At 42.5% G+C, this 14044-nt stretch carries 11 protein-coding genes; 7 read left to right on the top strand and 4 right to left on the bottom strand.

Features of this window, described 5'->3' with window-relative positions; translation table 11 throughout:
- Positions 1-80: 80 nt before the first annotated feature.
- Positions 81-2309, bottom strand: coding sequence for a Tex family protein (locus BMW98_RS09190; protein ID WP_090258294.1), 2229 nt, complete (start codon positions 2307-2309; stop codon positions 81-83).
- Between the two features lie 120 nt (positions 2310-2429).
- Between BMW98_RS09190 and BMW98_RS09185 the strand changes: the two genes are divergently transcribed.
- A complete protein-coding gene (locus tag BMW98_RS09185; protein ID WP_090258293.1) occupies positions 2430-3035 on the top strand; it encodes an alpha-ketoglutarate-dependent dioxygenase AlkB in 606 nt (201 codons plus the stop codon).
- Here the strand turns inward: BMW98_RS09185 and BMW98_RS09180 are convergent, their stop codons facing one another.
- Positions 3036-3410, bottom strand: coding sequence for a DoxX family protein (locus BMW98_RS09180; protein WP_090258292.1), 375 nt, complete (start codon positions 3408-3410; stop codon positions 3036-3038).
- A gap of 96 nt (positions 3411-3506) precedes the next feature.
- On the opposite strand from BMW98_RS09180, the gene BMW98_RS09175 reads away from it, so the two are divergent.
- The 4 genes from BMW98_RS09175 to BMW98_RS09160 are packed head-to-tail and all read left to right on the top strand — an operon-like array spanning position 3507 to position 6128.
- Positions 3507-3860: a winged helix-turn-helix transcriptional regulator gene (locus tag BMW98_RS09175; RefSeq protein ID WP_090258291.1), complete on the top strand. Its 354-nt coding sequence runs from the start codon at positions 3507-3509 to the stop codon at positions 3858-3860.
- A gap of 35 nt (positions 3861-3895) precedes the next feature.
- Positions 3896-4660, top strand: a complete 765-nt coding sequence (locus tag BMW98_RS09170; RefSeq protein WP_090259426.1) for a creatininase family protein — start codon at positions 3896-3898, stop codon at positions 4658-4660.
- Positions 4661-4699: 39 nt separating this feature from the next.
- Positions 4700-5245 carry a pyridoxamine 5'-phosphate oxidase family protein gene (locus BMW98_RS09165; protein ID WP_090258290.1) on the top strand — a complete coding sequence of 182 codons (546 nt, stop codon included), beginning with the start codon at positions 4700-4702 and terminating at the stop codon, positions 5243-5245.
- Positions 5246-5297: 52 nt separating this feature from the next.
- Complete coding sequence (locus BMW98_RS09160) at positions 5298-6128, top strand: hypothetical protein (protein ID WP_222843622.1); 831 nt, start codon at positions 5298-5300, stop codon at positions 6126-6128.
- A 112-nt stretch (positions 6129-6240) separates the two neighbouring features.
- Here the strand turns inward: BMW98_RS09160 and BMW98_RS09155 are convergent, their stop codons facing one another.
- Positions 6241-7374 carry an AEC family transporter gene (locus BMW98_RS09155; protein WP_185116629.1) on the bottom strand — a complete coding sequence of 378 codons (1134 nt, stop codon included), beginning with the start codon at positions 7372-7374 and terminating at the stop codon, positions 6241-6243.
- A 31-nt stretch (positions 7375-7405) separates the two neighbouring features.
- The gene (locus BMW98_RS09150; RefSeq protein WP_090258289.1) at positions 7406-8590 is read right to left on the bottom strand and encodes a pyridoxal phosphate-dependent aminotransferase; all 1185 of its coding nucleotides are present in this window, start codon (positions 8588-8590) and stop codon (positions 7406-7408) included.
- 278 nt (positions 8591-8868) lie between these two features.
- Here BMW98_RS09150 and BMW98_RS09145 point away from each other — a divergent pair, with 278 nt between their 5' ends.
- On the top strand, positions 8869-10728 hold the full coding sequence (locus BMW98_RS09145; RefSeq protein WP_090258288.1) for a 7TM diverse intracellular signaling domain-containing protein: 1860 nt from the start codon (positions 8869-8871) through the stop codon (positions 10726-10728).
- Positions 10729-10989: 261 nt separating this feature from the next.
- Complete coding sequence (locus BMW98_RS09140) at positions 10990-14034, top strand: SusC/RagA family TonB-linked outer membrane protein (RefSeq protein ID WP_090258287.1); 3045 nt, start codon at positions 10990-10992, stop codon at positions 14032-14034.
- Positions 14035-14044 lie beyond the last annotated feature (10 nt).

The raw sequence follows: 14044 nt of genomic DNA, 5'->3' as shown, positions 1-14044 counted from the left end.
TACCATCATGCTCGACCTGCAGGCAGGCAGGCTCGACTGGGAATGAAGTTTAGCTCTTGAGACAGCCTCTTATAATACTATTACTGTCCAAACTTACCCTTTAGCGCAGCAAGCTTAGCAGCCATATCTCCACCATTATCCTGCTGCTTTCTTTTGGGCTTCTGACTGCGTTTTTGCTGAGGTTTGGTCTCACCCTTCATGCTTAGTGAAATACGTTTTCTGGCAACGTCTACCTCGGTTACGGTAACCATTACCTTTTGCTGTACCGATACAATTTCGGCCGGATTACTCACAAATTGATCGGCCAACTGACTTACGTGCACCAAACCATCCTGATGCACCCCCACATCTACAAATGCGCCAAAGTTGGTCACATTCGTCACGATTCCAGGAATCTTCATACCGATTTTGAGATCTTCAATGTGGTTAACGCCTTCAGCAAAACTAAACACTTCGAACTTTTCGCGTGGGTCACGGCCTGGCTTTGCCAATTCCTCCAGAATATCTTTAAGGGTAGGTAAACCAATGGTTTCAGTCACGTACTTCTTCAGGTCAATTTGCTTACGCAGCTTTTCATCTTTAATCAAGTCTGCAATCTGGCAGTTGAGGTCTTTAGCCATTTGTTCCACCAGTGTATAAGCTTCTGGGTGAACCGCGCTGTCATCCAGTGGATTTCCAGCACCTTTAATTCTAAGGAAACCTGCGGCTTGCTCAAATGCCTTATCACCTAAACGCTGCACATTTTTAATAGCCGACCTGTCTTTGAATGGCCCGTTCTCATCGCGATAAGTCACAATGTTTTTGGCTAACTGAGGCCCCAAACCTGCTACATAAGTAAGCAGTTGTTCCGAAGCTGTATTCACCTCTACCCCAACGGAGTTCACGCAACTCATCACAATATCATCAAGCGATTTTTTCAATGCCGGCTGATCTACATCGTGTTGGTATTGCCCTACCCCAATTGATTTAGGATCCAACTTCACCAATTCTGCCAACGGATCCATCAGCCTACGACCAATTGAAACCGCACCACGTACAGTCACATCATGGTTAGGGAATTCGTTTCTCGCAATTTCGGATGCTGAATAAATCGATGCACCACTTTCATTCACCATTACCACCGTAACCGATTTTGGCAAACCGATCTTATTTACAAAGTCTTCCGTTTCTCTACTGGCGGTACCATTACCTATGGCAATCGCCTCAATATCGTGTACTTCTACCATGTGCTTAATGGTAGCAGCGGATTCAGCTATGCGTTTTTGTGGTTCGTTCGGGAAAATGGCCTCATACTGCAACAGTTTTCCTTGCGCATCAAGACAAACCACTTTACAGCCAGTTCTAAAACCTGGATCGATTGCTAATACACGCTTGCTTCCCAGTGGAGCCGCCATTAGCAGTTTATGCAAGTTTTTAGCAAATACATCAATGGCCTCTTCGTCTGCCTTCTTTTTAGAAAGCATGCGCAATTCAGTTTCCATTGAAGGACAAAGCAAACGCTTATACCCGTCTTTAATAGCCAGTTTAACTTGGGCAGAAGTTTCAGAATTGCCTTTTACAAACTGCTTTTCTAACAAGTTGATAGCACCATCTTCATCAGGCACCACATCGAGCATTAAAAACAGCTCAGCCTCTCCTCTTCTCATGGCCAGCAATCGGTGCGAAGGCACATCCTTTACCGACTCCTCCCATTCAAAATAGTCTTTGTATTTCTGTGCGTCTTCCTCTTTGCCGGTATATACCTTCGATTTGATTACGGCATGCTGCAAAAAGTACTTTCTCATGCGTTCGCGCGCCTCGGCATCCTCGTTAATCGTTTCGGCAATAATATCACGGGCACCTTGCAAGGCATCTTCCTCATTTTCAACTTCTTCATTCAAAAACTTGGCAGCTTCAGTCATTACATCAGCATTTCCTTGTTCAAAGATCAGATCGGCCAATGGCTGTAAGCCTTTTTCGCGGGCTTTGGTGGCACGGGTTTTACGCTTTGGTTTATATGGCAAATAGATATCTTCTAGCTTTGAAAGCGTTTCCGCCTCTTCTATCTGCTTTTTAAGTTCATCAGTTAGTTTATCCTGCTCGTCAATCGATTTAAGAATCGCTTCTCTTCGCTTGTCAAGCTCTTTCAATTGCTGCAGCCTATCGCGAATGTCTGCGATTTGAACCTCATCTAAACTACCGGTAACCTCTTTACGGTAACGGGCTATAAATGGTACTGTCCCTCCTTCATCCAACAAATTGGTAGTGGCCTCAACCTGTTTAGGGTTGATATTCAGCTCTGAAGCAATTTTATGTGAGTAATTCGTCATATGTGCAATTTCAAATTAAGGACGACAAAGCTAAGGAAAGATGGAGCAATTGAAATGAATTTATTAGAGAGTTTGGAGAGATTATAATAGTTTAGAAATGCAATAACAGACACAAAATTCATGGACACTTCTGCCCTAAAATGCGAAGCGAATTATTACCCAAGCTTTCTTACAGAAAATCAAGCCAATAGCATTTACCACACCATTGTTAATGACTATTTATTCAACGAAGCTTTTTTAAACACCCAACCTAACCATGCCAAATTACCTGAAACTGACAAGGTGATGTTTATGGATAAATGGCTTTTTGAGGAAAACAGCTTACCAAATGAAGTTTGGGGTAAAACCGCCCCGTGGTTTGAAGCACTTGAAGCATTGAGAAATAAGATTGAAGAACTACTGAAATGGCCATTTCACACAGGCGTGTGCATTTATTACCCCAATGGAAATACAGGAATAGGCTTTCACGCTGACCATCCAGCTTTCGGTAATACCGCAGTTATCGCCTCTATTAGTCTGGGTGCCGAAAGAATTTTTCAACTAAGGGATAATGAAACCGAAGAAGTTTATGAAGAGCGACTTGCGCATGGCAGTCTATTTGTAATGGGCAAAGGCTGCCAAACGGATTACGAACATGCGCTTCCTATGGACAGCTCTTGCCACCAGCCTAGGATCAACATTACTTTTAGAACAAAGGGATACCAAGTTGATCAGCTACATATTTGATTAATTTGCGGCCTTTGAAGCCTGCTTTTTTCCGAAAGCCCAGTAAGAAATAGCCAAAAGTACTAAGGCAATAATTGGCCCTACGCTATCAGAAAGGCTATCGCCTACCGCTTGGTGGGCAATAAAGGCTGAAATAAAATTAATGGTAAACCCTGCATAAGCCCACTCCTTTAGTTTAGGCCAAACCGGTGCCAAAAGCACTATTACTCCAATTACTTTTGCAATACCCAACTCTATTCTGAAATAATCGGGAAAGCCCAAGTGTACAAAACCAGCTGCTACATCTGGATTTGTGAAATAGCTAAAGGCCGAAAAGGCCATCATAAGTGAGATTAAGCCTGTTGCTACCCAATAAATAATATTTACTTTTTTCATGATTTCTGATTTGCTGAATTATTCTACAAACCTATCTATATTTGCTATCCAAAAGTTAGCACTATACCAAAGGTTAGTAGTTACATTTAGGTAAGTATGGAGAATGTAGAACACAATGCAGCGGCATGCCAAGCCAAACTCAGCGACATGGAAGATGCCCTTTATGTAATTGGTGGCAAATGGAAACTGAGGATAATAATCGCGCTAAAAGAAGGCCCTATGCGTTTCAATCAGCTGCAACGCACGGTTAGTGGTATTTCGGCCAAGGTGCTATCTAATGAGCTGAAAGACCTAGAAGAAAACGGCTTTGTGGTACGAAAAGTCTATACCGACACACCCGTGGTTATTGAATACGAACCCACTCCTTACTGCGACAGCCTGCAAGAAGTACTCATATCTTTACAGCGCTGGGGACGACAACACAGAGAAAAGCTTCAAGCAGAGTTTTAAGGTCAATCGGTTTTTATCAATAAATTCACCCTATGATTAGACCGTACCTACTTGCTGAAACCAATTGGAAACATCTAAAAGACGCTAACATTGAGTTGGCCATTTTACCTTGGGGTGCCACAGAAGCACACAACTACCACCTACCCTATGGCACCGATGTTTATGAAGCGGATTATGTAGCTGCAGAGTCGGCACGGAAAGCCTACGAACAAAACGCAAACATCATGGTGCTACCCACTGTGCCTTTTGGCGTAAATACAGGGCAAAGCGACATCTATTTAGACATTAACCTGAATCCTTCTACCCAACTTGCCATACTGGCCGACATTATTGAGGTACTAAACAGGCAAGGCATAAAAAAGCTAATGGTACTCAATACGCATGGCGGTAACGATTTTAAAACCCTGCTTCGTGAACTGGGTCTGAAATTCCCCGAAATGTTTCTCTGCACCGTCAACTGGTTTCAGACACTCGACAAGACCAAGTATTTTGAGCATATGGGTGACCATGCCGATGAAATGGAAACCAGCGTGATGCTAAAACTCCAACCAGACTTGGTGCTTGAAAAGACACATTGGGGCGAAGGTAAAGAGAAAAAGCATCGCATAGCCGAAGTACAGGAACCTTGGCTTTGGGTAGAACGCAAATGGTCGAAAGTTACGGAAGACACTGGCATTGGCAACCCTGCTTTAAGTACTGCCGAAAAAGGTGAAACATTCCTGAAAGACTCAACAGATAAGATTGCTCAGGCGATGATCAAGATCTGCGAGATGAATATTTCCGATATGTATGAATCTTAAACACACTTGTGGTGTTTCAATCCTAAACCAAAAACTCAAATGGCCAAATTCTACGATTCACTCGACCAAAAACTCACCGAATTTATAGGCGAACAAAAAATATACTTTACCGGAACAGCCGCGAAAGACGGCCGTGTAAATGTTTCTCCAAAAGGCATGGACTCCTTTCGCGTACTAAACGACAAGCAAGTGGCTTGGCTGAACCTTACAGGTAGTGGCAATGAAACTGCAGCCCACCTTAAAGAAGTGAACCGCATTACTGTGATGTTTTGCGCTTTCGAAGGCAAACCACTTATTCTAAGGCTTTATGGTACTGCACAAACCATTCATAGACAAGATGCCGACTGGGACAAATACTACAACCTCTTCCCTGCCGATGAAGGTGCCCGGAATATTTTTGTAATGGACATTGATTCGGTGCAAACAAGCTGCGGCTTTGGCGTGCCACTAATGGACTACCAGGAAGACCGTACTATTTTACCCGACTGGACGGCCAAAATTGGCGCAGATGGCGTAAAGGAATACTGGGAGAAGAAGAATGTAACCAGCATTGATGGTTTACCAACCGGAATATTCGACCAATAAATGCCCTGAAAAACCACCAAACCCTAATCAATACTTTCACTATTCACACATCATGTTTAAAATTATTCGCGCTGCGCTAGTTTTCTTATTGTTATTAAGCTTTTCGAAAACACATGCGCAGCAAAACAAAAAACTGTCCTACACACAAAAAGGGCTATTTTACTTCTATTGGGGTTATAATTGGTCGGCATATACAGACTCTGACATTCACTTTGAAGGCAACGATCACAACTTTACCCTATACAATGTTCAGGCAAAAGACAGGCCCAGTAAGTTCAAATTCGATACTTATTTCAACCCGCTAAACTTTTCGGCTCCGCAGTTCAATGCACGGTTTGGCTATTTTATAAAAGACAACTGGGAAATTTCTGTAGGCATGGACCACATGAAATACGTGGCGCAACAATACCAAACCGTAAACATAAACGGCTATTTCGAACGGGATGGAGACACCAACACATTTAGTGACGCGGATCAAATAGACCTTACCTACAGCTTTCTACAGTACGAGCACACAGACGGACTCAACTACATAAACGTTGGGCTACGCAGGTTTTTCAACATTATAAACAAAGACAAAATAGACCTTAACCTGATTGCTGGGGCTGAAACTGGAATAATCCTTCCCCGCTCGGATGTCACTTTGCTCAAAAAAGAGCGTTCCGACCGCTACCATCTTTCAGGCTATGGCATTAACCTTACTGGCGCTGTAAACATTACGTTTTTCGATAAGTACTTTCTACAAACAGAACTAAAAGGCGGCTATGTAAACATGCCTAAGGTTTTAACCTCTTACGAAGGGGATACAGCAAGCCAAAACTTCTTTTTTGCCCAAAGCAACGTTTTGTTCGGTGGCTACTTTCCGCTGTTTACGAGAAAATAGAGATTTCGCCCCATAAAAAAGCAAAGTCGTAGCCCTCTTCACGCTACGACTTATAATTCTTGGATACACCATAAATGGCGCTAAAACCCAGTCTCCAAGAAATTGAAATGTTTTACTTGGTTTGTTCTACCATGCGCTTGCGGTCTTTCGATGACAAACTCAGTGCGTCTGTCGACCAGTTTATGCGTCTTAAAAGTGTTGGTAGAACGCCCAATGCAATTAGAATTACCCCGCTAAGTGCAATGGTTGAAACATTAGCGAATGTATGACCACTCGCCAAAACACCAAGAATAAGCAAAGTGCTTATAGGCAATGAGCAGGCCAGCACCAGCACACCATATTCAATATCGAAGGTGAATTGCTTATTCTTTTGCTCTACTTCTTTAGCATCGAAGGCCGCCATATGAGCAAACGGCCAAAAACTGCATGAGCTAAGCGGAAAAACCACCGCTAACAAAATCACTGCGGGATTCGTTAAGCCAAAAAGCGTTACTATCAAGGCAGAAAAGAGCATTGAAATCCCGGCTCTACTCAACAGCACACAAAATACTTTGCCCAATGCCTCGCGGTCAATTTTTACCGCCAAGCCAATAAACAACAGCACCATTGGTGTCATCATAAGGCTAAAACGGCTAAACGTATCACCTATAAAAGATGGCAAACTTTCAAAGTTTAAGCCTAATGCAAGCAAAACCAATGCAAGCATAATTACCATATTAATAGGTTCTTGAATTAGCGAAAGCAACAAACTCTTGATCTTTCCTTTCGAACCATTTGCCTCGCCTTTATTCCTTCGCAAAAACAAGTTCATGGCCACCACATATAGAAAAATAAGCACAAAGAACTTATTGCCAACATCGGCCAATGCAGCATTAGCAAGCGCATCTTCACCCAAGTATTCTAATATAAATGGAAAGCAAGAAAGCCCTGGTGCCAAAGAAGGCAGCAGCAAAGCCAAGGTTCTACCTTGAGCCGATTCGGCAGCAATACCAAAAAGCTTAAGCAGCAAAGGAGTAATTGCAAAAAGGGCAAAGTTGAAAACCAAAGCCATAGCCGGGTATATCAACATGGAGGCCTCTATTTGCACCCCCATTAATGCCACAAAAATGGTAGAAGGCAGGGCAATGGTAAGAATCATGTTCTTAATACCATTGACCTGATCCTTATTTGCGAATTTCTTACGAATAAGAAATCCTACCAGAATAAATAATATGAAAGTAAGTGTTTTCTGTAAAGCTGGATCCATGTTATATCCGCGCGTCCGTGTTTATATGTGATTACCCGATTACCTTCCCTAATGCATCCGTAAACAGTTGCATTTCCTTCATTGTACCCATACTTACGCGGCACCAGGTCTTGTCGTAAATCTCGAATGAGCGCACACCAATTCCGTGCGCCATCATTTTATTTAAGAATTCGCGGCCTTCGTATTCTGTTTGTGGAAAAATCATAAAGCTGGTATGTGAAGGAACCGGATCAAAGCCCATTTCCTTCAGTCTACCAAATGTATAATCACGCGCCTCTTTGTTTTTCAGGCGAGATGCATCCTGAAATCCTGTATCTTTCATGCTGGCAATGGCCGCATAAATAGAGGTGTTGGAAATCCCCATTCCACCTCTTGTAATTTTCTGAACAGCCTCCAAAGTTTCTGGCAATGCCGCCACATAACCAACGCGCAAACCAGCCATGCCATGAATTTTGGAGAAAGTACGCGCCACTATCACGTTTTTACCTTCATTCAAAAGCGAAACCATGCTCTTACCATCTTCGCCTTCTACAAACTCTAAATAGGCCTCATCTACAAACACAGGCACTTTTTCCGATACTCTGGAGCAGAAATCCTTAAGTTTTTCATAACTCGTAATGGTCCCAGTTGGGTTGTTTGGATTACAGATGTATACCATTTTGGTATCAGGAGTAATCGCCTTTTCCATGGCATCTAAATCGTGCGACCAATCTTTGTTAAGTGTTACGCCCTTCCATTCTGCCCCAACCGATTTGGCTACATTCATTAACGACATGTACGAAGGGTCGGCAGAAAGCACGGTTCCGCCATTCATAAAGTATACTAAAGCAAATTTCTCTAACAAGTCCGAAGAACCCGGCCCCATCATAATGTGCTCTTTGGAAACTCCCTCCTTCTCAGCAATCATATCGACCAACTGCGAAAGGTGCCCCCAACCATAGCGGTTACCCGCATCGGCAGCATCCTTCAATGCTTTAATACTTTTAGGCGAAGGCCCATACGGATTCTCATTGGCATTCAACTTGGCCACAAGCTTTGCAGCAACCGTAGCGGTATGCTCTTTAAACAAAGGTGTATAAACTACTTTACCCTCCGGATTGAGTGGTAATGGTGCGGACGGTGTTTCGCCCCAGCCAAGTGTAGGTAATAAAGCTGTTCCCCCTAAGGTAAGGAGCCCCTGCTTTAACATTGATCTACGGTTGAGTGATTGTGACATTTTATTTTGGTTTTAGTTGAAATCAGTACTTTACATCCACAAGATAAAAACTAACAACTAGTTTCAATACATTTTTCGTTCTTGTTATTGATTTAGGTATAAATTTTTATCTGAAATCGAATGCAATACAAAATAATGGTTTTTATAGATTAATTTCAAACCCACCAAACACAAATATTACATAAACAGAAAACACGAACTGAAGAAAGAGCAAAACCTAGCTTAACTTAAATCACACTAGAATTTGTAATTTAGAATCCACGGTAGAAAACCCTGTGATGATATACCTAAGCAGCCTGGTAATTACTCTAATAACCTTCTTCGCTCCCCCGCAAAGCGAGCGAGAGCGCGTGTTTATTGATAATTCCAACGTTGAGTTCCTGTTGGCCTTCAACGACATCCCTGTGATGGTCGACAGCACCAACAACATGACTTTTGAACAAGTGCTGTTTTCTCAAAAGCAGTTCAGCGTTACTCCGGGCTTTAAACCAAAAGACTATTGCACCAGCTGTACTTACTGGGTTAAAATTCCGCTATTAGTAGCCAATGAGCTTAATCATGAGTGGATGGTAGAGTTTTACGATCAGACGATTGACGAAATTACCGCCTACTTCCCCAACGAAGACAACACCTACTACACCGACAAAGTGGGCGATTTCCAACCCTTCAACGAAAAACCCTTTCTACACAAAAACTTTCAATGGATAGTAGACACCAATATAAAAGGACAACAGAACCTGTACTTTAGGGTTCGCTCGCACTCTTACGCAGATGTGCGTATTTCTATAAGAACCGTAAACGAATTTGTCGGCTACGCCCTAAACGAGTACTTCCTCTATGGCATTTTCTATGGCATGATCTTCATTGTAGGGGTTTACAATCTGCTGATCTATTTCGCTATTCGAGAAATTAAGTACATCTATTACTGCCTATATATAATAAGTGTAGGTGTGTACGCCATGTGTGTTGATGGTATCGCCTATCAATACCTTTGGCCATCGTGGCCTCAGTGGAATCAGATTGCTTACGGAGCGGCATTATTCTCCCTCATCTTTTGGTCACTGCTCTTTTCGCGAAGATTTTTAAACCTAAGCGTGCGCTCCCCTAGGCTCTATTGGGCTATTAACTGGGCCATAATTCTCAGGACAGCACTCTTTATTTATGCACTCATCTTCAACCACAGGTTGTTCGAGTATCGTAACATTGAGATTATTCCGCTATCTCTCATATTCTATTGTAGTATTAGGGTATGGAGCAAAGGCTACAAACCCGCACGCTTCTTCGTAGTGGCATATGGAATTTTATTCTTAGGCTTTTTAACCAAAGCACTCATTTTCCTTTCAGTTATTCCATTGGTAACCATAAGCTACTACAGCTTGCACATTAGCTTTTTGCTCGAAATGGTATTCCTAACTTTTGCACTAAGCGATAGGGTTAGAATTTTAAAAGACAATCGAGACCGCGCTCAAAACCGGATCATTAGGCAACAGCAGGAAAATGCCGAGCTTAAAGACAAGGTAAACAAGGAGCTAGAAGAGAAAATTAAGGAACGCACCCAACAGTTGGAAGAAAAGAACCTGTTGCTGGCCGACACTAATCAAAAACTTGAAGAGCAAACCAAAGAGATCAACGCGTTAAACTCTAAGCTAGACCTTGACAACTGGAAGCTTAAAAACAACATTCAGGAAATTCTTCAAGACAGGCTAATCAATAAGAACCTAACGCTCGAGCAGTTTCAAAAGATCTTCCCTGACGAGCCAACCTGCTACCGCTTTCTAGAGAAACTAAAGTGGGGAACCAACTACCACTGCATTAAGTGTGGCAACGACAAGTACCACGAAGGCAAGACTAAATTTATGCGTAGGTGTACCAAGTGCGGCTACAACGAGTCGGTGACCAGCAACACCATCTTTCACCGTATAAAGTTCCCTATAGAAAAGGCCTTCTTTATTCTTTACATAACTAACAACAAACGCAAGGAGTACACGCTCGATCAGCTCTCCGAAATGCTAGACTTAAGAAGAAATACCGTCTGGAATTTTAAGAAGAAAATTGAGAAGGTATATGACAGTGAAAACGGCAAAAGTTCAACTGCCTTAATTCACAATTTCTTCAACACCCACCTTGGCGATAATTAATCGTTAAAATCGGCAAATTTCTATTATTGATATTAAAGCGCAACTTGCAATCGTTTCCCTACCTCTATTTGCTCTAATCGGCATTTTTTAATGATACTTAAGCGAAATAATCGTTGAATTTTTCTTCTAAAATTCACATAAAAACAGCCGCTTTTTTTAACATGAATTTGCAAGTAGAAGCGTCTTTTAACTACAATAGCATCATTAAATGCAAACGATTTAATCAACTTTTTCCAATTGAAAACCAAACATGAACTAAGTATGAAAAGAACACTAAGCTCGTACTTAAGAGTACTGCTCGTTCTGCTGTTTTGCTTTGTGGCATTCGGTGCCATGGCGCAAAACAGATCAGTTACGGGTACCATCGTCTCTTCGGAGGATGGCCTACCTCTACCTGGGGTAAGTATTAGAGAGAAAGGTACTACCAATGGTACCACTACTGGAGCTAATGGAGAGTATAGACTAACTGTAGCCAGCGCTGAATCAGTTATAGTTTACACTTTTGTTGGCTTTGTTACGCAAGAAGTAACTGTAGGTAACCAAAGCACCATTAACCTAACACTAATGACCGATGTTAGTGAGCTAGGCGAAGTGGTTGTAATTGGTTATGGTACGCAAGAACAAAAGGACCTTACATCGTCTATTGCTACGGTAAATGCAGACGAACTCACTAAAACACCGGCCGCTCAGCCTATGCAAGCACTTCAGGGTAAAGTACCTGGAGTACAAATTGTAAGTGCAGGTGCTCCGGGTGCCTCTCCTACTGTACGTGTACGTGGTGTAGGTTCTTTAGAGAGTAATTCGGCTCCACTTTATGTGGTTGACGGTATGTTCTTCGACAACATCGATTTCCTTAACTCATCGGACATTGAAACTGTTTCGGTACTAAAAGATGCCTCTGCATCAGCCATTTATGGTGTAAGAGCTTCTAACGGTGTAATCCTTATCACCACTAAATCAGGGGATTACAACCAAGCACCACAAATTGTTTACGATGGTTATTACGGAACGCAAGTTGCGCAAAACGTAATGAAGATGGCCAACACCGAGCAGTTCGTGAATTACGCGCTTGCTACTGGTTCTGCTGCCGATGCATCGTTTATCGACAATGCTTTTCAGCGTTATGGTCGTAGCCACATCAACCCAAATGTACCGGATGTAAATACTGACTGGTACAACGAGGTGCTTCAAACAGCCCCTATTCAAAACCACTCAATTTCGGTAAACGGTGGTAACGATGCTACCAGGTACGCTGTAGGGCTTAACTACTTTGACCAACAAGGTCTTTTAAAGGGTACCAGAAACGACTATGAGAGAATCAACTTAAGAACTAAGTTGGATTTTGACGTTTCTGAGAAACTTACAATGGGTGTAAACCTAAACCTGAGCAATAGCAACCAATACGTTGCTGAAAACTCAGTTTGGTTCAAATCGTACTTTGCGGTGCCAATTATCCCAGTGTATGATGACCAGAATACTGCCGCTACACCAAACCAGTATTCAAATGCACAGCAACTTGGTTATAGAGGTTCTCAAAACCCTTTCTACGACCTTGAATACAATGACAACAGAAACCAAGCAACTAAGATTTTAGCGAACGTTTACCTTGAGTACGACCTAATCCCCCAGATGCTATCATTCAAAACAGCGTACAACTACAGCTACTCTAACGTAGTATCGAGAAACGTTGATTTTGCTTACCATGACGGTGTTACCAATGTACTTTCTGCTTTGAGAAGAAGCAGCGGTAACAACAACAACCAAATCTGGGATAACTACCTAACATTCAACAAAGACTTCGACCTACACCACTTAACTGCTGTAGCGGGTTACTCTTTCAGAAGCGAAACTTCGGAAGGTGTGTTTGTAAGAGGTACGGAGCTTGAGCCAGACCCAACTAAAGGCCAAGATGAACTATGGTACTTAAACGGATCTCAAATTGACATTGGAGGTTCTGGCGACTATGGTAGTGCATTCTACGGCTCTTCATACTTTGGCCGTTTGGCTTATAACTACGATGACAGATACCTACTTTATGGTACTTTCAGAAGAGATGGAACCAACAGATTCCAGCAAAAGTGGGGTAACTTCTTTACCGTTGGTGCCGGTTGGGTACTTTCTGAAGAAGAATTCTTTAACGTTAGCAATGTAGACTTATTGAAATTCCGTGGTGGATGGGGACAATTGGGTAACTCAGGTGTATCTGCAGCTGTAGGTGCTCCTACTATCGACCCTAGATTTGTTGCAATTGACGACACCAGAACTCCTGGAAACGTGCTTATCCCAACTTTCGATATTGTGGACAGATGGGAAACCACAGAAGAATTGAACATTGGTCTTTCATCATTAATGTTCAACGAGCGTCTTTCTATCGAGGCAGATTACTTTGTTAGAGACACCAAGAATGCCGCTGTAACTATCATCCTTCCCCTTATTCGTTCTAACGTAAGAAGAAGTGCCGGTGAGATTAGAAACTCAGGTTTCGAGTTTGCAGCCAACTGGTCAGACTTTATTAATAACGAGTTGAGCTACCGAATTGGTGGTAACTTCGCAACCCTAAACAACGAGGTATTGAGCCTTGGAGGACCGCAGTACCTTAATGCAGGTTCCGCAGAATTCCGTCAGCGCTCTATCATTGGCAGCCCTATTCAGGCATTCTACGGTTACGAAACAGACGGTATTTTCCAAAGCCAAGATGACATTGACAACAGTGGTTATACCAATGAGTTCATCAACAACTCTGGTATTGAGCCAGGTGATTTCCGCTACAAAGACCAAAACGGTGATGGCGTAATTGACGACAACGACCGCGTGGTACTAGGTTCTTACCTACCAGACCTTACTTATGGTTTCAACATTGGTTTAAGCTGGAAAAACTTCGATTTCTCTGCAGATTTCCAAGGCCAAGTTGGTCACAGCATTCTTAACAGAAAAAGAGGTGAGATCATCTTTACGCAAGACACCAACATTGATGCAGACCTTGCTACCAACCTTTGGACAGGCGAAGGAACATCTAACAAGTACCCTTCTGCTGCTGGCTTAAGAAAAGGCTGGAACCAAAGCATGAGTGACTACTTTGTTGAAGATGGATCATACTTCAGAATTCAGAACGTACGTCTTTCATATACATTAAATGAAGGTCAGTTATTCACTGACATGCCAGAGACACGTTTCACATTTACAGCCGAACGTCCACTTACGGTGTTCGACTACAATGGATTTAACCCGGAAGTGGCCAACGGTATCGACCGTCAGACCTACCCTATTCCGGCTATTTACACATTGGGTATAAACCTTAAGTTTTAATAAGTGAAAG

The sequence above is a fragment of the Roseivirga pacifica genome (genome assembly GCF_900111145.1).
Lineage (GTDB): Bacteria > Bacteroidota > Bacteroidia > Cytophagales > Cyclobacteriaceae > Roseivirga > Roseivirga pacifica.
This window is presented reverse-complemented; position numbering and strand designations above follow the sequence as displayed.